The sequence below is a fragment of the Buchnera aphidicola (Sitobion avenae) genome (assembly GCF_005082585.1).
Lineage (GTDB): Bacteria > Pseudomonadota > Gammaproteobacteria > Enterobacterales > Enterobacteriaceae > Buchnera > Buchnera aphidicola_Z.
In genome coordinates, this window is sequence record NZ_CP034855.1 from 323,141 (window position 1) to 346,849 (window position 23,709).

The 23,709-nt window shown below is 25.5% G+C and carries 21 protein-coding genes; 12 read left to right on the forward strand and 9 right to left on the reverse strand.

Going from position 1 to position 23,709, the window contains the following annotated elements; all coding sequences use genetic code 11:
* The first annotated feature begins 108 nt into the window (after nucleotides 1-108).
* The 4 genes from D9V77_RS01475 (at nucleotide 109) to gap (ending at nucleotide 4,360) form a co-directional block, all read left to right on the forward strand.
* Nucleotides 109-1,308, forward strand: coding sequence for an ABC transporter permease (locus D9V77_RS01475; protein ID WP_158338386.1), 1,200 nt, complete (start codon nucleotides 109-111; stop codon nucleotides 1,306-1,308).
* Entirely contained in the window at nucleotides 1,301-1,984 is a 684-nt protein-coding gene (gene lolD, locus D9V77_RS01480) for a lipoprotein-releasing ABC transporter ATP-binding protein LolD (RefSeq protein ID WP_158338388.1), read from the forward strand. The genes D9V77_RS01475 and lolD overlap by 8 nt, the downstream gene beginning before the upstream one ends.
* Nucleotides 1,985-2,001: 17 nt before the next feature.
* Complete coding sequence (locus tag D9V77_RS01485; protein ID WP_158338390.1) at nucleotides 2,002-3,240, forward strand: FtsX-like permease family protein; 1,239 nt, start codon at nucleotides 2,002-2,004, stop codon at nucleotides 3,238-3,240.
* 115 nt (nucleotides 3,241-3,355) lie between these two features.
* A complete protein-coding gene (gene gap, locus D9V77_RS01490) occupies nucleotides 3,356-4,360 on the forward strand; it encodes a type I glyceraldehyde-3-phosphate dehydrogenase (RefSeq protein WP_158338392.1) in 1,005 nt (334 codons plus the stop codon).
* A 497-nt stretch (nucleotides 4,361-4,857) separates the two neighbouring features.
* Here gap and fldA read toward each other — a convergent pair whose 3' ends face one another.
* Nucleotides 4,858-5,379 (reverse strand): flavodoxin FldA, encoded by a 522-nt coding sequence (gene fldA / locus D9V77_RS01495; protein WP_158338394.1) that lies wholly within the window; start codon nucleotides 5,377-5,379, stop codon nucleotides 4,858-4,860.
* A gap of 227 nt (nucleotides 5,380-5,606) precedes the next feature.
* Between fldA and phrB the strand changes: the two genes are divergently transcribed.
* The 7 genes from phrB to D9V77_RS01530 all read left to right on the forward strand — a co-directional run bounded on the left by phrB (nucleotide 5,607) and on the right by D9V77_RS01530 (nucleotide 14,826).
* The gene (gene phrB, locus D9V77_RS01500; protein WP_158338396.1) at nucleotides 5,607-7,058 is read left to right on the forward strand and encodes a deoxyribodipyrimidine photo-lyase; all 1,452 of its coding nucleotides are present in this window, start codon (nucleotides 5,607-5,609) and stop codon (nucleotides 7,056-7,058) included.
* A complete protein-coding gene (locus tag D9V77_RS01505; RefSeq protein WP_158338398.1) occupies nucleotides 7,051-7,794 on the forward strand; it encodes a Nif3-like dinuclear metal center hexameric protein in 744 nt (247 codons plus the stop codon). Before phrB ends, D9V77_RS01505 begins: the two co-directional genes overlap by 8 nt.
* 180 nt (nucleotides 7,795-7,974) lie before the next feature.
* A complete protein-coding gene (locus D9V77_RS01510; RefSeq protein WP_158338400.1) occupies nucleotides 7,975-10,719 on the forward strand; it encodes a 2-oxoglutarate dehydrogenase E1 component in 2,745 nt (914 codons plus the stop codon).
* Between the two features lie 3 nt (nucleotides 10,720-10,722).
* Nucleotides 10,723-11,994, forward strand: coding sequence for a dihydrolipoyllysine-residue succinyltransferase (sucB, locus tag D9V77_RS01515; RefSeq protein ID WP_158338402.1), 1,272 nt, complete (start codon nucleotides 10,723-10,725; stop codon nucleotides 11,992-11,994).
* 158 nt (nucleotides 11,995-12,152) lie between these two features.
* On the forward strand, nucleotides 12,153-12,848 hold the full coding sequence (gpmA, locus tag D9V77_RS01520; RefSeq protein ID WP_158338404.1) for a 2,3-diphosphoglycerate-dependent phosphoglycerate mutase: 696 nt from the start codon (nucleotides 12,153-12,155) through the stop codon (nucleotides 12,846-12,848).
* Between the two features lie 158 nt (nucleotides 12,849-13,006).
* Nucleotides 13,007-13,969, forward strand: coding sequence for a 6-phosphofructokinase (gene pfkA / locus D9V77_RS01525; protein ID WP_158338406.1), 963 nt, complete (start codon nucleotides 13,007-13,009; stop codon nucleotides 13,967-13,969).
* Between the two features lie 89 nt (nucleotides 13,970-14,058).
* On the forward strand, nucleotides 14,059-14,826 hold the full coding sequence (locus D9V77_RS01530) for an MIP/aquaporin family protein (protein ID WP_158338408.1): 768 nt from the start codon (nucleotides 14,059-14,061) through the stop codon (nucleotides 14,824-14,826).
* Between the two features lie 11 nt (nucleotides 14,827-14,837).
* On the opposite strand, the gene tpiA is transcribed toward D9V77_RS01530, so the two are convergent.
* The 8 genes from tpiA to serS form a co-directional block, all read right to left on the reverse strand.
* Nucleotides 14,838-15,602: a triose-phosphate isomerase gene (tpiA, locus tag D9V77_RS01535; protein WP_158338410.1), complete on the reverse strand. Its 765-nt coding sequence runs from the start codon at nucleotides 15,600-15,602 to the stop codon at nucleotides 14,838-14,840.
* A gap of 100 nt (nucleotides 15,603-15,702) precedes the next feature.
* Complete coding sequence (ihfB, locus tag D9V77_RS01540; RefSeq protein ID WP_261979300.1) at nucleotides 15,703-16,005, reverse strand: integration host factor subunit beta; 303 nt, start codon at nucleotides 16,003-16,005, stop codon at nucleotides 15,703-15,705.
* Between the two features lie 72 nt (nucleotides 16,006-16,077).
* Nucleotides 16,078-17,754, reverse strand: coding sequence for a 30S ribosomal protein S1 (rpsA, locus tag D9V77_RS01545; RefSeq protein WP_158338414.1), 1,677 nt, complete (start codon nucleotides 17,752-17,754; stop codon nucleotides 16,078-16,080).
* A 122-nt stretch (nucleotides 17,755-17,876) separates the two neighbouring features.
* A complete protein-coding gene (locus D9V77_RS01550) occupies nucleotides 17,877-18,281 on the reverse strand; it encodes a (d)CMP kinase (protein ID WP_158338416.1) in 405 nt (134 codons plus the stop codon).
* Between the two features lie 32 nt (nucleotides 18,282-18,313).
* The gene (locus tag D9V77_RS01555) at nucleotides 18,314-18,541 is read right to left on the reverse strand and encodes a (d)CMP kinase (RefSeq protein ID WP_158338418.1); all 228 of its coding nucleotides are present in this window, start codon (nucleotides 18,539-18,541) and stop codon (nucleotides 18,314-18,316) included.
* Nucleotides 18,542-18,581: 40 nt separating this feature from the next.
* Nucleotides 18,582-19,868: a 3-phosphoshikimate 1-carboxyvinyltransferase gene (gene aroA / locus D9V77_RS01560; RefSeq protein ID WP_158338420.1), complete on the reverse strand. Its 1,287-nt coding sequence runs from the start codon at nucleotides 19,866-19,868 to the stop codon at nucleotides 18,582-18,584.
* A 66-nt stretch (nucleotides 19,869-19,934) separates the two neighbouring features.
* On the reverse strand, nucleotides 19,935-21,020 hold the full coding sequence (gene serC, locus D9V77_RS01565; protein WP_158338422.1) for a 3-phosphoserine/phosphohydroxythreonine transaminase: 1,086 nt from the start codon (nucleotides 21,018-21,020) through the stop codon (nucleotides 19,935-19,937).
* A 38-nt stretch (nucleotides 21,021-21,058) separates the two neighbouring features.
* Nucleotides 21,059-22,342 (reverse strand): serine--tRNA ligase, encoded by a 1,284-nt coding sequence (serS, locus tag D9V77_RS01570; protein WP_158338424.1) that lies wholly within the window; start codon nucleotides 22,340-22,342, stop codon nucleotides 21,059-21,061.
* 340 nt (nucleotides 22,343-22,682) lie between these two features.
* On the opposite strand from serS, the gene trxB reads away from it, so the two are divergent.
* Nucleotides 22,683-23,642, forward strand: coding sequence for a thioredoxin-disulfide reductase (gene trxB, locus D9V77_RS01575; RefSeq protein WP_158338426.1), 960 nt, complete (start codon nucleotides 22,683-22,685; stop codon nucleotides 23,640-23,642).
* Nucleotides 23,643-23,709 lie beyond the last annotated feature (67 nt).

A 23,709-nucleotide genomic window follows, 5' to 3' on the forward strand; every position in this document is an offset into this window, starting at 1 on the left:
AGAATGTCATAAAAAACTTTTCCAGATGTTTCTAAAATTCTCATTTTTATTTTAATAAAAAACGAGAATTTTTAATAAAAATCTTTATAAATTTAAAATGATATCAGAATGTATAAACCTATATCTCTTTTTATTGCTTTTCGTTATCTATGGAACGTACGTCTACCAACATTTAAAAAAATTATTACAATTTTATCTGTTATAGGAATAAGTATTAGTACAGCTTCGTTAATTATTATAATATCTATGATGAATGGCTCCGAAGAAAATTTTAAAAAAAATATTTTATCCTTTACTCCTCATTTAATAATAACAAATGAAAGTCAATATATTAAAAAATCTGATTTTCCTAAAAAGATTTTAAAATTAAATAATATTGAAAAAATTTCTGATTTTATTAGAAAAGAAGTTATTGTGAAAAGCAAAAGTAATATTACTACAGCAGAAATAATTGGAATTGACAGTACAAACTATTATAATGTAAATAATTACAATATAAAAAATATTTTACATGTACTTCAACCAGGATATTGTAATATAATTATAGGAGATCAATTAGCTAAAAAGCTAAATGTTTATATTGGCGATAAAATTAAATTAATTCTTTTATCTTATAAAAATATTTTTTTTTCAAAAAAAAATTTAAATCCACAGATATTTAAAATTATTAGTATTTTTTCAACCCATAATGAAGTTGATTATTATCAAATTTTAATGAATAAAGAAGATAGTTTAAATTTTCTGAACTATTCTAAAAATTATATTACTGGTTGGCGAGTATGGTTAAAAAATCCATTTTTTTTAGATGTTTTCCAGATAAAAAAAATAGCAGATAAATTCGTCTTATTAGATTGGAAAACACAAAAAAGTGAACTTTTTAAGGCTATAAAAATTGAAAAATATATCATGTTGTTTTTATTTTTATTAATTTTACTAGTAGCTATTTTAAATATATTTATAATTCTTAATATATATATATTAGATAAAAAAAATGATGTTGCAATTTTAAAAACACAGGGATTATCGTTTTGGAAAACTATGTTGATATTTATTATATTCGGTTCAGGAACTGCAATTATTGGAAATATGTTGGGTACAATGATCAGCATAACACTCATATTACAAAATAATTTTTTAAAATTTTTTATTAATATTTTTTTCGATGACATTGACATGAAAATAGTTTTGATACCATCTCAAGTTTTTTTAATTAATTTTATGTTTACATTGTTTGCAATTTTTGCAACATTCTACTCATCTTGGAAGACTATTCAATTTAAACCAGCTAAAATTTTAGATAATGAATAATATTATAAAATGTATTAATCTACACAAATCTTATCAAAATGGAGATTCAAGTTTTAATATTTTAAAAAAAATATCGTTTGAATTAAAAAAAGGCGATATAGCTGGTATTATAGGAGAATCAGGTTCAGGAAAAACTACTTTATTACATTTACTTGCCGGGTTAGATACTCCTACTTCTGGCGATATATTATTTAATGGTAGATTATTTAGCTCTATGTCATCTAATCAAATGTCAAAATTTAGAAATGTTGAATTAGGTTTTATCTATCAATTTCATCATTTAATGTTAGATTTTAATGTATTAGAAAATGTTGCAATACCTCTTTTAATTAGCAACAAAAGCAAAAAAGAATCTGAAGAAATAGCTTTTAATATGTTAAAAAAAGTTCATTTAGAAGAAAAAATAAAAAAATATCCATCTGAACTTTCTGGAGGAGAGAGACAACGTGTTGCTGTTGCCAGAGCGTTTATCAATAAACCTTCTTTAATAATAGCTGATGAACCTACAGGCAATCTAGATTCATATAATACAAATATTATTTTAAATTTAATATTTCAATTAAATTTTGATTGTAATACTTCTTTCTTAATTGTCACACATGATCCTGATTTAATAAAAAAAATACCTATTTTATTCCAAATGAAAAGTAGTCAACTCTTTAATTATAAAAATTAATTAAAAAGAAATATTCAATGAATTTTTTGCCGTTTTTAATTGCAAACAGATTGCATCTTAAGAAAAATAAAAACTACACTATACTATTAACTTCTATTTTATCTAAAATAGGAATTTCCATTAGTGTTTTTGCGTTAATTATGAGTTTTAGTGCATTAAATGGATTTCAGATATTATTAAATAAAAAAATTTTATCAACTTTGCCTCATGGGATTATTCAATTGCCTGATAAATCATTTTTAACATGGCGGGATGTAATCAGAGAATTAAAATTTTTTCCAGGAGTTGTTCATGCTGAACCTTATATTGTTACTAATGGATTATTAGTTGCAAAAAATAAAATTAAAACAATTGAGATTAAAAGTTTTACTAACATAAAATATTTAAAAAATATTTTTTCTTCTTCATATAAAAAGAATAATTCTATTAAAAGACAATACCATAACCATGAAATTATTATTTCATCTTATTTGCTAAGATGTTTATCAATGAAAAAAGGCGACTCAATTAATGTGATTTTTTTATCTAAAAAAGGTAATTATTTGTATTCTCAAATACGAAATTTTTCTTTAAAAATTGTTGACGTATTTAAATCAAATGGAAGATTAGATTCAAATATAGGATATATGCACATTAATTTTTTTAAAAATTTTCTTCAATTAGATGATAATATTAATAAAATTGAATTGCACATGTCTGATCCCTTTAATGCAGATCAAATTATTTTAAATGCTGCAAAAAAAATAAATAAACCTCTTTTAGTATATACATGGATTAATAGTTATAAATATATATATCATAATATCAAGAAAATTAAAATAATGGTATATTTAGGGCTTTTATTGCTAGTGATAATTTCATGTTTTAGCATTATATCTATTTCCTTAATAACTATATCTAAAAAAACGCGAGAGATTGCTATCTTGCGTAGTATGGGTGCTGATGATCTTATTATTCAAATGACTTTTTTATATTATGGGTTACGTTCTATCATCATGGGAAATTTCATTGGTTTATTGATAAGTGTAGTCACAATCTTAAATTTTGAAAAAATAATAATATTTTTAGAAAAAAACTTTAAGAATAATATATTATTAGACAATATTTATTGTAAAAGTTTCTTTCTATTAAAAATAAATCCATTAGATATAATAGTTATATTTATAAGTATTATAATAATAGGAATTATTACGAACGTCTATCCAGCATATTATGCTTCAAAAATTAATCCCAGTGATGTATTAAAAGAGTATTAATAAAAATATTTTTTAAAAATCTTCTTTTTTTAATAAAAAATTAAGAAATAAAAAATATATAAAATAAAACCGAACATCTTTTATCATAAAGATAATTGCTAAAAAATGGTGAAATATGACTATTAAAGTAGGTATTAATGGGTTTGGTCGTATTGGACGTGTAGTTTTTCGACTTGCTCAAAAACGTTCCAATATTGAAATTATAGCTATCAATGATTTATTAACTCCTGAATATATAGCATATATGTTAAAATATGATTCTACACATGGTGTTTTTAAAAAAAATATTGAAGTGTATAAAGAAAATATTATTGTTGATGGAAAAAGAATTCGTATTACTTCTATAAAAGATCCTGAAAAATTAATATGGCATGATCTATCAGTTGATGTGGTAATTGAATCAACAGGTCTTTTTTTAACAGAAGAACAAGCTTATAAACATATTTTAGCTGGAGCAAAAAAAGTAGTTATTACAGGTCCGTCAAAAGATAATATTCCGATGTTTGTAAGAGGTGCTAATTTTCATAAATATAAAGGAGAGAATCTTGTATCTAACGCATCATGCACCACTAATTGTCTAGCCCCTTTATCTAAAGTAATAGATGATGAATTGGGTATAATTGAAGGTTTGATGACAACGGTACATGCAAGTACAGCTACGCAAAAAATTGTTGATGGAGCTTCTAATAAAGATTGGAGAGGTGGGAGAGGAGCATTACAAAATATTATCCCGTCTTCTACCGGAGCTGCTATTGCTGTGGGGAAAGTTTTACCAAATTTAAATGGAAAACTCACTGGTATAGCGTTTCGAGTGCCAGTATCAAATATATCTGTAGTAGATTTAACAGTGCGTTATAAAAAATCAGCTACATATGCTGAAATATGCCAAATAATCAAACAGGCCTCGCAAAAAGAAATGAAGGGAATTCTAGGGTATACTGAAGATGAAGTGGTTTCTACAGATTTTAGTGGTGAAGAATTAACTTCTATTTTTGATGCTAAAGCAGGTTTATCTTTAAATAAAAATTTTGTTAAATTAATTTCTTGGTACGATAATGAAACAGGTTATTCTAGTAAAGTTCTTGATTTGGTCTCTTTAGTATCTGGCATACAGATATAAATATAATTTTTTTTTAAAATAGTATTTTATACTGTAATCAAACAATGATACATCTATATTTTTATATCTATATGGCAGTATTAAGTCTATACTTAATACTGCTTTTTGTATTTTTAAAAAAATATTTTTTTGTAAAAGTAAATTACTTTTTGATCTGTACAATAAAATAAAAAAAGCTAAAAAAGATTATTACTTAATCTATAAATTAAATATAAAACTATTTTTTTTGTCTCTTCCAACTAATTTTTACGTTTTAAAAAATTTTTAATATCATTAATATTTTGATTTAATACATTGATTATTGAATAAATAAAGTTAATGACGTTAAATTAAAAAATCATAACCTAAAAAAAATTTTTTTAAATAATGTTTTTATATAATATGTTATATAATAAATATTCTTAATATCTTGTTATTTTAAACATTTTTTAAAAGGTGAAATTTTAATAAACTATAGCATCATTTTTAGAAATTATATCTTCATTATTGTCCAGCTTTTATATTTTATTTAGTTCAAAATCAGGCATAATTTTTTCAACCCATTTTTTTATTCTATATTCAGTTTTTTCTGCTTGTCGATCTTCATCTAAAATTAATCCAACAAAATATTCTTGATTGAATAAAGCTTTAGATTGTTCAAAAAAATATTCTTTTGTAGACCACTTACCAATTATTTTTGCTTTATTTTTTTTTATAATATTGTAAATTATACCCACTGCATCACAAAAATATTCGCTGTAATCTTCTTGATCACCACATCCAAATAACGCGACAGTTTTCTTTGAAAAATTAATTTTTTTTAAAGTTGGTAAAAAATCATCCCAATCACATTGAACTTCACCATAGTACCACGTAGGAACTCCTAATATTAAAAAATTAAAACTTTCCATGTCTTTCTGTGAAGAATTACTAATATCATGTAAAATACAAGTATTGTTACCTATATATTGTTTAAGTAATTTAGCTATCTTTTCTGTATTACCAGTATCACTTCCAAAGAAAATACCTATTTTTTTCATTTTAAACCTGCTTATTATGAAATTTATTTTTAACGTAAATATACGTTAATATATGTCATATAAAAAAATTGTTGCTCGATTGTTTTTATTTTTATCTATATTATAATCATTTGATTATAAATTTTTTTATAAATATTTTAATTATAAAAATTAAAGTTTTTTGTACAAAAAAAATATGTTTTGATAAGACATTTTTCCTAAATTAATATATTAAACACAAATATTATATGCAAAATAATTTAATTTGGTTTCGTAATGACCTTCGTTTACATGATAACACTGCTTTGCATCACGCATGTAATTCTAATGAAGATAAAGTAATAGGTTTATTTATTGCCACTCCTAAGCAATGGAGTGATCACTCTATGTCGCAAAAGAAAAAATCTTTTATTTATTCCCATTTACTATCTTTACAAAAAGAATTATTAAAATTAAACATCATTTTATATTATTATGAATCAACCGATTTTTTAAATTCTATAGAATATCTTTTATATTTTTGCGAAAAACATAAAATAAAAAATTTATTTTATAATTATCAATATGAAATAAATGAACGTAATCGAGACGTTTTATTAAAAAAAAAATTATCTGAAAAAGGATTTATCATAAAAGGTTTTCACGATAATATTTTTTTTTCTGAGAAAAAAATTAAAAACCATAAAAATGAAACATATAAAGTTTTTACTTTTTTTAAGAAAAAAGTTATAAAGAATTTAAATGATAATATACCCCAATGTTTTCCTGTTCCTTTAAAAAGAAAACCTGATAAAGATATTTTTTCAATGTTTAAGTCTCTTAAACATTTAAGTTTGCATTTTGATAAAAATATTTTTCCAGTTGGAGAAAAAAAAGCTATTGATCGCTTGAAAAATTTTTATATACATAAAATTGATGATTATGCCTCTAAACGAAACTTTCCTTTTTTAGAAAGTACTAGTATGCTATCTCCATATTTATCTTCAGGGATAATATCATCTCGATATTGTCTCATGATGCTTCTAAAAATAAAAAATGATTTCTCATCAAACATTCTTCTTACTTCTTCCTGGTTTAATCAGATACTATGGCGTGATTTTTATTACCATTTATTAATTGGTTTTCCAAAAATTAGTAAATTTCAAGCATTAGTTGCATGGGAAGAAGAAATTCCCTGGGTGAATAATATAAAACATTTTAATGCTTGGAAAGAAGGATGTACAGGTTTTCCTATAATAGATGCCGGTATGAGACAATTAAATCAATTGGGCTGGATGCATAATAGGTTAAGAATGATTACATCTAGTTTTTTAGTAAAGAATCTTCTAATTAATTGGAGGAAAGGTGAAAAATATTTCATGTCTAATTTAATTGATGGAGATTTAGCTTTAAATAATGGAGGATGGCAATGGTCAGCGTCAGTTGGATGCGATTCTGTACCTTATTTCCGAATGTTCAATCCATTGAATCAATCAATAATTTTTGATATGTCAGGTGATTTTATCAAGAAATTTATTCCAGAGTTAAAACATGTGCCAAATCATTATATTCACGAACCACATAGATGGTCAAAAGAAAAAAATATTAAATTAGATTATCCTGTTCCTATAATAAATTATAATGATAGTAGAAAAAAGTTCTTATTAACATTCAATCAAGCTCGATTAAAGTTTAAAAAAAGGTTAAACACTTATGAATAATTTTTCTTTAGAAAATATTATTAATAAAAAATTGTCGTCTAAAGAATTTCAAGATGTAGTTCCTAATGGTTTGCAAATTGAAGGGGAGGAGATAGTAAAAAAAATAATAACAGGAGTTACGGCATGTCAAGCTTTATTAGAAAAAGCATTGTTGTATAGTGCTAATACTATAATAGTTCATCATGGTTATTTTTGGAAAAATGAATCAAAATATATACATAATATGCAAAGAAACCGATTAAAAACTATACTTTCTCATAATATTAACTTGTACAGTTGGCATTTACCTTTAGATATGCATCCCGAACTAGGCAATAATGTACAAATAGCTAAAAAATTAAATATTTGTATTCAAGGTAATATTTCACCTTGTCTTTTATGGGGCACTATCAAAAATAAAGTTACAGGTTTTGAATTTGCAAATAAAATAAAAAAAGAATTTAATAAATATCCTATACATCTATATGAAAATGCCCCATTGCATATTAAGCGTATTGCTTGGTGTAGTGGTAAAGGACAAAGTTTTATTAAACAAGCATGTGAATTTGGAATTGATGCCTTTTTAACAGGAGAAATTTCGGAAGAAACTACTCATATTGCTACAGAACTAGGTATCCATTTTTTTGCTTTAGGACATCATATAAGTGAAAAATATGGCGTAAAATCTTTAGGTGAATGGTTGCATAACCAATATCATTTAGATGTAAATTTTATTGATATTTATAATCCTGCATAACGTTTTTAAATAAAAATTCAATTATGATAATTTGTTTTAAAGTAATTTATTATTATTTTATAATTAGTTCGATATTTTCTTATTATATAATAATAAATATATTTAATATATTCTTATAAGTATATGTTTGATTTAAAATGTTTATGACATTTGATGTGATAACTTTTTTAAAAGAAAATTATGAAAAAAAATAAAATAGAATATTGGTTAAAATCTTCTTGGCTGTCTAGAGAAAATCAAAATTATATAGAAAAATTATATAAAAATTTTTTAATAGATCCTGAATCTGTAGACCCTGTGTGGCATCAAGCATTTTTAGAATTTTCTGAAAATAAAGAGAATGCTGATAATATAAATGATAAAATAACAAATGCATATTCAATTATTGATAAAGTTAATTGTATTATTCATTCATTTCGTACTCAAGGTTATAAGAAATCTTTAATTGATCCACTTCAATTAATAAAACAAAATGTGATTCAAGATTTAGATCTTTCATCTTATAAATTTACATCAGTAGAATTAAAAAAAAATATTAAAATTAATTTTAAAAATTGTAATAATTTTGAAACTAATATTATGAATTTATATGAAACATTATGTAAAATTTATTCAAATTCTATTGGTTTCGAATATATGTACATAGATAATTTATTAGAAAAAGAATGGATTACAAATTATATAGAATCTTCTTTTTATAAAAATTTATTCAATATAGAAAACAAAATAAATTTTTTAAAAGAAATAACTTATGCTGAAACTTTAGAAAAATATATTGGAAAAAAATTTCCTGGTGCTAAACGTTTTTCTTTAGAAGGAGCAGAAACCTTAATTCCTATGTTACATGAAGTCATAAGATTCTCAAAAAAAAATAACGTATCTAAGATAATATTAGGAATGGCTCATAGAGGTAGATTAAATGTACTTGTTAATGTTTTAAATAAAAACCCAAAAATTTTATTTGATGAATTTTATGGTGTAAATTTATTAAAAAAAATAAGTGGTGATGTTAAATATCATATGGGAGGAACTTCAGAAATAAGAGATGAAAAAAAAATAATATTTCATATGGCATGTAATCCATCTCATCTAGAAATCATCAATCCTGTTATTGCAGGAATGGCTCGTTCTTATATTGATAAAGCAAAAAAAATAGACAATAACATTTTACCTATTAGTATTCATGGAGATGCTGCTATTATTGGTCAAGGCATAGTACAAGAAACATTGAATATGTCTCAAACAAAAGGTTATAAAGTAGGAGGAACTGTTCATATAGTTATTAATAATCAAATTGGATTTACTACTTCTAATCCTCAAAATCTTCGTTCAAGTCAATATTGCACTGATATTGCCAAAATAATTCAAGCGCCTATTTTTCATGTTAATGCAGATGATGTAGAAGCATCTATTTTTACCATCCAATTAGCTCTACATTTTAGAGAAAAATTTAAAAAGGATGTATTTATAGATTTAGTTTGTTATAGGCGTCATGGACATAATGAAGTAGATGAACCGTCCGTAACACAACCTGTAATGTATCATAAGATAAAAAATCATCCCACCGTAAGAAAAATATATTCTGATTTATTAATATCTAAAAAAATCATTACACCTGAACAAACTACAGAAATTATAAATCAATATTCTTCTAAATTAGAAATGGGTCAACATATTTTTTCAAGATCTAAAAAAATACATTTTAAAGATGAAAAATATTTAGAGCAAAAAAATATAAAAAAAATAAAAAAAATTATCAGATTGCCTGATTTACAAAATTTAGCTTGTTTAATTAATATTATTCCTGATTCAATTCAAATGCATTATCGAGTTAAAAAAATTTATCAAGAAAGATTGAAAATGGCTCAAGAATTAAGATTATTTGACTGGGGAGCAGCTGAAACATTAGCTTATGCAACAATTATTAATGAGGGATTTTCTTGTCGTATTTCTGGAGAGGATGTCAGTAGAGGTACTTTTTTTCATCGTCATGCCTGTATTCACAATCAAATCGATGGTTCTATTTACATTCCTTTAAATAATATTAGTGAAAAACAAGGAAAATTTCAAATTTGGGATTCTGTATTATCAGAAGAAGCAGTTTTAGCTTTTGAATATGGATATTCTTTATTTTCATCTGACACACTTACTATTTGGGAAGCTCAGTTTGGAGATTTTGTTAATGGTGCTCAAATAGTAATCGATCAATTTATAAGTTCTGGTGAACAAAAATGGAATAAAAAATCTAATTTAGTTCTTTTGCTACCTCATGGTTATGAAGGACAAGGACCTGAGCATTCATCTTCTAGAATCGAGCGTTTTCTTCAGCTATGTGCAGAAAAAAATATGCAAATATGTGTACCTACTACATCATCACAAATATTTCATATTTTACGAAAACAAGTATTTAATAAAATTCAAAAACCATTAATTATTTTTACTCCGAAATCTCTTTTAAGAAATCCTATGGCAAATTCTTCTTTTGCAGCGCTTATTAATGGTAGATTTCAAAAAACAATAGATGATGAAATAGATAATATAAATAAAAAAGAAACACGTCTTATTTTTTGTTCAGGAAAAATATATTATGATTTATTACAAAATCGTCGTGAGAAAAAAATTAATTCTATTATATTGATTCGTATTGAACAATTATATCCATTTCCAGAAAATGATATATTAAAAATATTTAAAAAATATTTTTATATTAAAGAATATATATGGTGTCAAGAAGAACCATATAATCAAGGCGCATGGTTTTATATTAAAGATCATTTGAATAATATGTTACCATCATCTTCTTCATTAAAATATATTGGTCGTACATCTTCTGCTTCACCTGCTGTTGGTTATACTTCTATTCATAAAAAACAACAAGAAAAAATAATTTACGATGCATTAAATATCAATTTAATAATAGGATAAATAATGAAAGCAATAAATATTCTTGTTCCAGATTTACCAGAATCCATCAATGATGCAACAGTAATAAAATGGTATAAAAAAATAGGAGATAAAGTTTTTTATGATGATAATATAGTTGATATTGAAACAGATAAAGTAATGTTAGAAGTATCTTCTCCGTGTGATGGAATATTAGAAATAATTCTTGAAGAAGAAGGGAAAATAGTTAAATCACAACAAATACTGGGACAAATAAATCAAATTAGTGATATTGATAATAATGTTTGTAATGATCACATTCTAGAACAAGAAAATCATTTATTAAATGAAAAAAAAATTTTTATAAACAAAGAAAAAGAAGCAATATTAACACCTATCTCCCAAGATAATCAAAAAAATTTTTTTACGCCATCTATGAGACGAGCAATTAAACTACAAAATATTAATAATAATTGTTCTGTAAATACAAATGTAGAAACAGGTAATAAAATTAATCATGTTGTAAATATTGCCAAAACAAAAGAACAAGAATTAGATAAAAATCTATCGAATCATGATGTATTAGATCTAAAGAAGAGTCATGAAAAACAAAATAATCATTTTGAATATAGAGTAAAAATGACTCGATTAAGACAAAGAATCGCGGAACGCTTACTATATAGTAAGAATAATACAGCCATGCTGACAACTTTTAACGAAGTTAATATGAATTCAATAATACTTTTACGTAAAAAGTATGGAGAGGACTTTAAAAAAAAATACAACATTAAAATTGGTTTTATGTCTTTTTTTGTAAAAGCAGTAGTTCAAGGATTAAAGAATTTCCCAGAAATAAATGCTTATATAGATGAAACTGATATAGTTTTTTATAAGAATTTTGATATAAGTATCGCTATTTCAACACCTAGAGGTTTAATAACACCAGTATTAAGAAATGCTGATAAAATGTCTATGTCAGAAATAGAAAAAAAAATAAAAGAATTTTCCATTAAGGGATTTCAAAACAAAATTAATATTAAAGAATTAATAGGCGGTAATTTCACTATTACTAATGCTGGTGTTTTTGGCTCATTACTATCTACACCTATTATTAACCCTCCTCAAACAGCTATATTAGGTATTCACGCTATTCAAGAACGCGCAGTCGTTATTGACGGAAAAATTAAAATTCTTCCAATGATGTATCTTGCATTATCTTACGACCATCGTTTGATAGATGGAAAAGAATCAGTGGGTTTTTTAATAAATATAAAAAACATATTAGAAGATTTTACTCGTCTTTCTATTGATATTTAAAAAATATTTTTTATGGTTTGATATTAGTATACTTTAAAAGTACAGTAATTAAACTCTTTCTAAACTGTACTTTTATTTTTATATTTAAAAATAAACAAAAAATTGGTTCTTTCTATTGAAATATAAAAACCACACAAATAACAAAAAGCAGAAGAAAAATGAAAATCAATAAAGTTGTTCTAATTAGACATGGTCAAAGTGAATGGAACGAACTCAATAAATTTACCGGATGGCACGATGCTAAGTTATCTCAAAAAGGAAAAGATGAAGCAAAAGCTGCAGCTGTTTTATTAAAACAAAAAAATTTTTTTTTCGACTATGCGCATACATCTGTATTAAAAAGAGCAATTCATACTTTGGGATATATTTTAGACATACTCAATCAAAATTGGTTATTAGTTGAAAAATCTTGGCGTTTAAATGAAAGACATTATGGTGCATTAGAAGGATTAAACAAAGATGAAGTAATTGAAAAATACGGACAAAAAAAAGTTATGTTATGGAGAAGAAGTTTCGATATTATACCACCTCAGATTAATATCAAAGACAAACGTTTTCCAGGGAATGATGTACGATATTCTCATTTAAAAATTAATGATATTCCTCTTGGAGAAAGTTTAGAAATCACTGCAAAAAGAGTTATTCCTTATTGGAATAAAATTATTTTTCCTCAATTAAAAAATAATAAAAAAATACTTATTGTGGCACATGGAAATTCTTTGCGTGCTTTAATACAATATTTAAATAAAATAGATAATAAAGAAATTTTAAAGTTAGATATACCTACTGCTACACCTATTATTTTAGATTTTGATAAAGAAAGCAATCCAATTAAATGGTACTACTTAAAATAATTTTATTTTAAAAAATATTTATTAATTTTTATATCCCCTAAAATTTAAATGCTAAACTGATGCAGTTATATTTAAAATAAAATTAATATTAAAAAATATCAATATGTTTTTTATAGTAAAGAGAAAAAAATTATAGAAGTTAAAAAAAAGAGGTTCTAATGATTAAAAAAATTGGAGTCTTAACTAGTGGTGGAGATGCTCCAGGGATGAATGCTGCAATTAGAGGAGTTGTTCGAACAGCACTTAGTGAGAAATTAGAAGTATTTGGAGTTTATGATGGATATTTGGGCTTATATGAAAATCGCATGGTAAATCTTGATAGATACAGTGTATCCGATATGATTAATAGAGGAGGAACATTTTTAGGATCAGCTAGATTTTCTAGCTTTTATAAAGATGAAATACGCTCTATCGCAGTACAAAATCTAAAAAAAAGGAAAATAGATGCTCTTGTTGTAATTGGAGGAGATGGATCTTACGTAGGAGCTCAAAAATTAACAGAAATGGGTGTTCCATGTATTAGCATTCCAGGTACTATAGATAACGATGTATCAGGTACTGATTACACAATAGGTTATTTCACTGCTTTGCAGACAGTAGTTGAAGCTATTGATCGATTACGCGACACTTCATCTTCACATCAACGTATTTCTATTGTAGAAGTAATGGGTCGATATTGTGGGGATTTAACCTTAGCGGCAGCTATTGCTGGTGGATGTGAATTTATTGTGTTACCGGAAATCGACTATAAAAAAGAAGAACTAGTTGTTGAAATACAAGCAGGTATCGCTAAAGGGAAAAAACACGCCATCGTTGCAATAACAGAATATATTTGTGATGTAGAAGAATTGGCACAATATATTGAAAAAAAAACTAATCGAGAGACTAGAGCTACAATACTTGGACATATTCAAAGAGGTGGAGCACCTGTAGTATATGATCGTATATTAGCTTCAAGAATGGGTGCATATTCAGTTGAATTATTAATCAAAGGTCATCAAGGACAATGCGTGGGAATTCAAAATGAAAAAATGGTTTTTAATGATATAAAAAGTGTACTAAAAAATATGAAGCGTACTTTCAAAAAAGATTGGTTAATTACTGCTAAAAAGTTATACTAATATAAAATTAGTGCCGGTATTACCGGCGCTCTAATTTTTAAACAAATAAATACAGGTTTTTAAAAAATGAAAATTTATAAAAAAAAAACATTATAAAACAATGTTTTTTTGAGTTTTTCGGAACAGGTTTAGTAATATTTTTTGGTACGGGCTGTTTAGCCGCTTCAAAATTGACAAATATTAGTTTTAATCCGTTTGAAATTAGTTGTATTTGGGGCTTTTCGGTATCTATATCAATTTATTTTAGTTCTTCAATATCTGGAGCTCACTTAAATCCAGCGATTACTATTTTTTTATGGTTATCTTCTAGATTTAATAAAAGAAAGGTATTACCGTACATCACATCTCAAATACTAGGTTCTTTTTTTTTTACAATGATAGTCTATTATTTTTATAATAATTTATTAATTTCGTTTGAAAAAACAAACAATATTGTAAGAGGTACAAAAGAAAGTATTAATTTAGCTTCTATTTTTTGTGTATACCCTAACTATAATAATAGTTTTATTTCTGATTTTATAATAGAAATTTTTTCAACTGCATTTTTTATGATTGTTCTATTAGAATTTAATAATAGAGATAATTATTGCTTGTATAAAAAATCTATTGCGCCTATTTTAATAGGAATTTTAGTTTTTATGATTAATTTAGTTATAAACCCCTTAAACAATATAAGTTTAAATCCGGCACGTGATTTAGGTCCTAAAATATTTCTTAGTTTAAATGGATGGGGTATTTTATCTTTTACTGGAGGAAATCACAATATTCTTTATTGCTTAATTCCTTCAATAGGACCAATTTTAGGTGCTAATTTAGGTGGTTGGATACATAAAAAACTAATTGATAATAATAGTTAATTTTTTTTATATTAAATAATATCATGAGTTATTTTGATAATTTTTAAGAACTCTTGAGGACTTAAAGATGCATTTCCGATTAAAAAACCATTTATATCTGGTTGTTCAAGAAATTTTTTTATATTAGAACAATTAACAGAACCACCATATTGAACTATTATATCATTTATATTCATAAAATCATGTTTTTCAATATGATTTTTTATAAATTTATGTATTAATTGCACATATTCTGGATCAGCTGATAAACCTGTTCCAATAGCCCAAACAGGTTCATAAGCAATTATTGCATTCTTAAAGACTAGTTTTTTTGATTTTTTTAATATACAATTTAATTGTTCTTGAATTACTTGTTTAGTGCACCCATATTTTTTATCTTTTTCTGTTTCACCTACGCACAAAATAGGTATCAAATTTTCTTTTTTGATTAAAAAAAATTTCTTTGCAATAGTATCATTATTTTCATTATGTAGAAAACGTCTTTCGGAATGTCCAATAATAACATATTTTACACCTATATCTTGTAACATTAAAACAGAAGTTTCACCAGTAAATGAACCTTTTAAATTTATATCTACGTTTTGTGCACCAATAAAAATATTCATATTACTTATATTTTTATTTACTTCTTTTAGGTATATCGTCGGAGGTGCAATAATAATAGTTTTTTTTTCTAAATATATTGATGAATGAAACTTTAAATATTCAAAAAATCTGGAGATCATGTTTATACTACCATTTAATTTCCAGTTAGCTACAATGACAAAATTTCTCATTTTTTCACCTTAATAAAGTTTTTATAATTATAGAAACTAAGCTTTTTTTATAAAGAAATTATATAAACTTAGTTTCTACTTTAAAGAATATTAAAAGATGTTACTTGTATATATTTGCTCGATCTCGTAGTTTTTTTCCTGGTTTAAAATAAGGAACATATTTTTCATTTAATTTAACTATTCTTCCAGTTTTAGGATTTCGACCAATACGAGACGAACGATAATGTAATGAAAAACTACCAAATCCTCGGATTTCAATTCTGTGCCCCTGTATCAACGATGTAGTCATATGTTCTAACATTTCTTTTGTCGCAAGCTCTATCATTTTATTTGACATCTGAATTCTTTGTTCAGAAATTCTTTCGAATAATTCTGACTTTGTCATAAATCCCCTATGTTTTATAAACTTTAAAAATTTATTAATTTTTTATATTCTAATAAAAGTTATAGAAAAAATATTCTCTATAAAAAATGATTATTCAGTATTTTTAGCTGCTTTAAATGCTTCTGTCATAACATTAGAAAAAGCATCATCATTTGTTTTATTATTAGATGGAACTACTACATCTTTTTTTTCATTTTCATCTACAGTGTGCATTACAAGATAAATTATTCTATTTTTTCGATCAAAACTAGATATTTTAACTAGAATTTCATCTTTGACTTTTAAGTTATTTATTGTTTGTTCAGAATGCGTATGAGAAATATCAGATAATTTTATAATACCATCCAAATGTTCGGGTAATTTTACAATAATATTTTTTTTATCTACAGACTTGATTATTCCAGTAATAATTGTGCTTTTTTTATGATTTGTGATATATAGATTAAAAGGATCCTCTTCTAACTGCTTAATTCCTAAAGATATACGTTCTCTTTCCGCATCAACTTGAAGAACTACAGCAGAAATTTCATCATTCTTTTTATATTTTTTAACGGCTTCTTCACCAGATATTGTCCAAGAAATATCAGATAAATGCACTAATCCGTCAATACCTCCATTTAAACCAATAAAAATACCAAAATCTGTAATAGATTTTATTTTCCCAATAACATGGATACCTTTTTTATGAGTTTCAGAAAACTCTTTCCATGGATTAATTTTACATTGTTTTAAACCAAGGGAAATGCGACGACGTTCTTCATCTATATCCAACACCATTACTTCAACGATATCATTAACCATCACTACTTTTGATGGATGAATGTTTTTATTGGTCCAATCCATTTCAGATACATGTACAAGACCTTCTACCCCTTCTTCAATTTCTACAAAACATCCATAATCTGTTAAGTTTGTCACACGTCCAGTTAATTTAGTTTCTTCAGGATAACGCTTAGAAATTGCTATCCATGGATCTTCACCTAATTGTTTTAATCCCAGTGATACGCGAGTTCTTTCTCTATCAAATTTTAAAATCTTAATATTAATTTCATCACCTACATTTACTATTTCACTGGGGTGTTTAACTCTTTTCCAAGCCATATCAGTAATATGTAAAAGACCATCTACACCGCCTAGATCTACAAAAGCTCCATAATCAGTTAAGTTTTTTACAATACCCTTAATATGCATTCCTTCTTGTAAATTTTCTAATAATTGATCTCTTTCTGCACTATTTTCTGATTCAATAACAGCTCTGCGTGAAACAACAACATTATTACGTTTTTGGTCTAATTTTATTACTTTAAATTCTAATTCTTTTCCTTCAAGATGTACTGTTTCTCGAACTGGACGAATATCTACTAAAGAACCTGGTAAAAATGCTCGTATATCATTTAGTTCAACAGTAAAACCACCTTTAACTTTCCCGTTAATAATTCCAATAACTGTTTCTGATTTTTCATGAGCTTGTTCTAATATCAACCATGCTTCATGACGTTTTGCTTTTTCACGAGATAAAAGTGTTTCTCCAAATCCATCTTCAATAGCATCTAAAGCAACATCAATTTCATCCCCTACATTTACATCTAAAAAACCTTGAGAATTTTTAAATTGTTCAGCAGGAATGGCAGATTCAGATTTAAGACCTGCATCAACTAACACTATATCTTTTTCTATAGAAACGACAGTGCCCCGAATAATAGAGCCTGGACGAGTTTTAATTTCTTTTAACGATTCTTCAAATAATTGAGCAAAAGATTCATTCATATTAATAATTTTAAAAAATCTTTATTAAACGTTCATCTTAACTTCATGTTAAAATGAGGTTATTTTTATGTATCTTATAATAATCCCTATTAAAAGAGTGTCATATGCAAAAAATATATTAATTATTTAACTATTTTTTTTATATTTTTAATAATATATTGCATTAAAGTTTTTACGACTTCTGATAAACTCATATCAGTAGAATCTAATATTATAGCATTTTTTGCTATGCATAAAGGAGAAATTAATCGATTTTGATCACGTTCATCACGAATCTTCATTTTTAAAAACAATTCATGAAAATCAATATAATGACCATTTTTTCTTAATTCTATAATTCTTCTATTTACACGCACTTTTAAATCAGCTTTTAAAAAAAATTTAATCATAGCATCTGGAAATACTACTGTACCCATATCACGTCCTTCTGCTATTAAACCCGGAAGACATGGCACACACCTTTGTTTTTTTAGTAAAATTTCTCTAACACGAGGATATACTGATAATTGAGAAGCAACCTCGCTAATGTTCTCAAGATTTTTTGAGTTGTAAAAATCATTTAGAGTTTTTTTTTAATTAACGAATAATCTAAATTATTTAATAAATTAACTATATCTTCTTCAAGAATAGAAATATTTTTTTTCAATGCTAAAAACGCTATTAATCGATAAATGTTGCCTGATTCTAACAACGCCCAATTTAACTTATTTGCTATTATTTTAGAAAGTGTGCTTTTTCCTACACCACTTGGACCATCAATAGTAATAACAGGGATTTTATTTATCATATTTTATCTTTAATGTATAAAAAATTATTAAAAAATTTTATTAGATCTTAGTCATACGTAAAAAGTCTTTAAAATAAGATGGAAAAGTTTTTGAAATACAATTTGGATTTAATATATTTACACCTGTTCCAGATAAAGATATTAGTGAAAAACACATAGCCATACGATGATCATTATAAGTGTCAATATTAGAATATTTAAAATTAACAGGTGGAGTAATTGATAAAAAATCTTTTCCTTCTTCAACTACCGCGCCAATCTTTCTTAATTCTATCGTCATAGCAGATAAACGATCAGTTTCTTTTACTCTCCAATTATATATATTTCTAATAATCGTAGTACCCTTAGCAAAAAGAGCTACTATTGCTATAGTCATAGCTGTATCTGGAATATGATTCATATCTAAATCTATTGCATTTAATTTATTTCGAGTACAAGTAATACAATAGTCTTCCCAATAAATTATTGCTCCCATTTTTTCAAGAACATTTGCAAATTCTATGTCACCTTGAATACTTTTTTTACCAACACCAGAAACTTTTATTGAACCACCCTTAATAGCAGCCGCTGCTAAAAAATAAGAGGCTGAAGAAGCATCTCCTTCAATCATATAGTTACCAGGTGTTTTGTATTGTTGTCTACCTTTGATATAGAATATATCATAAGAATTATGTTTAATGTTTACTCCAAAATATTTAATTAAATTAAGTGTGATATCAATATAAGGTTTAGAAACTAAATTACCTTTAATAAAAATAGTAGTATCTTGCAGAGCAAGTGGTGCGCTGATTAATAATGACGTTAAAAATTGACTAGAAATATTTCCATCTAAAAAAAGAGATCCTCCAATAAAACCACCTTTTGTTCGTATCGGAGGATATCCTTCATTTTTTTCATATTCTATAATTGCACCTCCTTGTTTTAAAGTATCAACAAGATGTTTAATAGGTCTTTCGTGCATTCTATCATCTCCACCTAATAAAATATTGTTCATATTATGTAAGGATAATATAGCAAGAAGAGGTCGTATTGCAGTACCCGCATTTCCTAAATATAAAGAGATAGATTTAGATGAACAAAAAGGTCCACCTATACCTTCAACATGACATGTTTTTTGATTATTAGATAAAACATATTTAACACCTAATTTTTTTAAAGCATTTAACATATATTGAGTATCATCACTATCTAATAAATTACTTATATATGTTGTACCTTTAGCTATTGCTGAAAGTAATAAAACTCTATTTGAAATACTTTTTGAACCTGGTAAAGAAACGGTTCCATTAACATAAGATATTGGTTTTAAATCCAAAGAATCTTGCATAATAAATATACGCTCTGCTTAATTATAGTTGAAATAGTTTTTTTAAAAAAATCAACTAGAGATAATTTATCCATATTGATTTTCAAAATATGACATGAATTCTATTAAAGATCGAATGCCTTCCAACGGCATAGCATTATAAATAGATGCCCGCATACCACCTACTGCAGTATGTCCTCTTAAATAATTTAATCCTAGTTTAGAAGCTTCTTTTAAAAAAATTGTATTTAATTTAGGATTAATTAAATTAAATACAACATTCATTTGAGATCTGTTTTTATTATCTATGTTATTTATATAAAAATCACTAGCATCTATTTTCTTATATAACAAATCTGATTTTTTTTGGTTTGATTTTTCAATTTCTTTTAAACCTCCCTGTTTTTTTAACCATTTAAAAACTAATCCTGATAGATACCAAGAAAATGTAGGAGGTGTATTAAACATAGAGTTATTTTCTGATATTTTTTGATAATCTAAAATAGAGGGAGTTATATTAGAAGAATGTTTTAATAAGTTTTCTCGAATAATAATTATTGTTATTCCTGCAGGACCAATATTTTTTTGAGCACTTGCATAAATAAGATCATAATTATTAATATTAATTGGACGTGATAAAATAACAGATGAAAAATCTCCAACAATAATTTTTTTTTCAAAGACTGGTTCTTCATGAATACATAATCCATCTATTGTTTCATTAGGACAATAGTGAATATATGCTGAGTTTTTATTAATTTCCCATTGATTTATTGATAAAAGAGATTCTTTTTTATCATCATTTTTTCTAATTAGTATAGATTTAGGAGTGCAATATTTTTTAGCTTCAATAAATGCACAATTTGACCAATAACCACTATTTATATAATCTGCTGTTTTTGAATTACCTAATAAATTCATGGGAACAGCTGAAAATTGTCCTCTAGCACCACCTTGACAAAATAACACTTTAAACCAATCAGGTATTTTTAATAATTCCCTTAAATCTCTTTCTGCTTCCAAGGCGATTTGTATAAATTTTTCACTGCGATGACTGATTTCCATTATAGAAAAATTTGATTTTTTCCAATTTCGTAGATCTTTTTGAGCTTCGTAAAGAACATCTTTGGGAATCATAGCTGGGCCAGCACTAAAATTGTAAACTACATTCATTATTTCACCAATCATATTTTTAGTATTACATTCAAAAACTAATTTATAAATTCTAATCCTTGCATATATTTTTTTTGAAGAATTTTAGGAATTTCTATACGGCCATCAGAATGTTGATAATTTTCTAATACTGCCGCTAATGTTCTACCTATTGCTAAACCAGAACCATTTAAGGTATGTACAAAAAAATTTTTTCGTGTAGATTTTTTTCTATAACGAGCTTTTATACGACGTGCTTGAAAATCATTCATATTAGAACAAGAAGAAACCTCTCTATATTTTTTTTGAGAAGGAAACCAAACTTCTAAATCATATGTTTTTACAGCTGAAAAACCCATATCTCCGGTACATAAAAGCACTTTTCTATAAGGTAAATCTAAAAGTTGTAAAACTTTTTCAGCATGATTAGTTATTTCCTCTAATGCTTCCATAGATTTTTCTGGCTTTACAATTTGCACTAATTCCACTTTGTCAAATTGATGTAATCTAATTAAACCTTTAGTATCACGTCCATAAGAAGATGCTTCTGATCGAAAACAAGGAGTATGTGCAGTTAACATAATAGGTAAATCTTGTTCGTTTACTATTTGATTGTAAAATAAATTAGTTAATGGAACCTCTCCTGTAGGAATTAATATATACTTTTTTTTATTCGCAAGATTTATATGAAATAAGTCATCACTAAATTTTGGTAATTGTCCTGTGCCATATAACGCTTCAGGATTCACTAAATAAGGAACATAAGTCTCTATGTAGCCGTGTTGTAACGTATGCAGATCTAGCATAAATTGACTAAGTGCACGATGTAAAAGAGCAATTTTACCCTTCATTACAACAAATCGGGAACCTGACATTTGGGCTGAAGATTTCCAATCTAATTCATTAAATTTACTTCCTATTTTAATATGATCTTGAACTGTAAAATCATATTGTCTTTTTTGACCCCAAGACTTAATTTCTTTGTTATTAATTGATGTATCTCCTTCTGGAACATCATCAGAAGGAATATTAGGTATACACATAGAAAAATGATATATTTTTTCTTTTAAAGAATTAAGTTCAATTTTAGCAGCGTCTAAATCTTTGCTTGATTGTATAACTTCATTTTTTAAAGATTCATTTTTATTCTTAATACTTTTAGATTCTCTAACCAGATTTGATAGAGAATTATGTTTGCATTGTAAACTCTCAGTTTGAATTTGTAATTTTTTTCTCTTTGCTTCCATATAAGATATTGTAGAAATATCTAATTTATAACCTTTTTTTAACAGTTTCCTAGCTGTTAAATGTAATTCATTGCGTAATAAATAAGGATTTAACATAAAATGTGTTACTCTTTTTTTGATTATTTATAAAAATTGTTATTCAATACATATTGTGAATTATTTTATAAGTTAATACTATATACAGTAAAATATGAAAATTTTTATTGCATATATAAAAATAATTTTTTTAAATTAAACTATATTAGTAATATACTAAGACGTATTTTATAGAATTAAAACAAATATAACAGTATTGCGATAAAAATTTTTATTAAAAAACAACGTGTTTTTTAAATTATTTATATTTTTTAAAGAATTAATTCATTTTCAGTAATATATAAAAACCATAATATTTGTTATATTCAATCAATGATAGGATTTTTTCAGGAAATTAAATATGAATGATATTCAGCATAGAAAAATAATTATTTTAGGATCTGGACCAGCAGGATATACTGCAGCAATATATGCTTCAAGAGCTAATCTAAGACCTTATTTAATTACTGGTGTAAATAAAGGAGGTCAATTGATGAATACTAATGAAATTGAAAATTGGCCAGGAGATTTTAACAAAATCAGCGGTTCAGATTTAATGGATCGTATGCATAAACATGCTGTTCAACTTAATACTAAAATTGTTTCTGATAATATAATATCGGTAGATTTTAAAAAAAAACCTTTTTATTTAATAGGAGAGAATAATAAATATACTGCTGATGCAATTATTATTGCTACTGGAGCAAATCCTCGTTATTTAGGATTAAAATCAGAGGTATTTTTTAAGGGAAAAGGTGTTTCAACATGTGCTACATGTGATGGTTTTTTTTATAAAGAAAAAGAAGTTGCAGTTGTAGGTGGTGGTAATACAGCTATAGAAGAAACATTATATTTATCAAATATTGTTAAAAAAGTTCATTTAATACATCGTGGAATTAATTTTAGAGCTGAAAAAATTTTATTAAATAGATTAACAAAACAAATAAAAACTAAAAAAATAATAATTTATTTAAATTCTACTGTAAAAGAAATATTAGGAACTTCTTCTGAAGTCACTCATTTATTAATTAAACAAAAAAATTCAATAAAAAATAAAGAATTAAAAATCAATATTTCAGGATTATTTATTGCAATTGGATATATTCCTAATACAAATATATTTATAGATCAGTTAAAAATGAAAGATGGTTATATTTCAGTAATCTGCAATACACATGGGAATTATACTCAAACAAGTATCCCTGGTATTTTTGCAGCAGGAGACGTAATAGATCATGTTTATAGACAAGCGATTACATCATCTGCTAGTGGTTGCATGGCCGCCTTAGATAGTGAACGTTATCTTAGTTCTTTACTATAAAAAATTATATGCAAAATATCATTATATCATAAAAACATACTAGTCAAAATGACCAGTATCTGATATA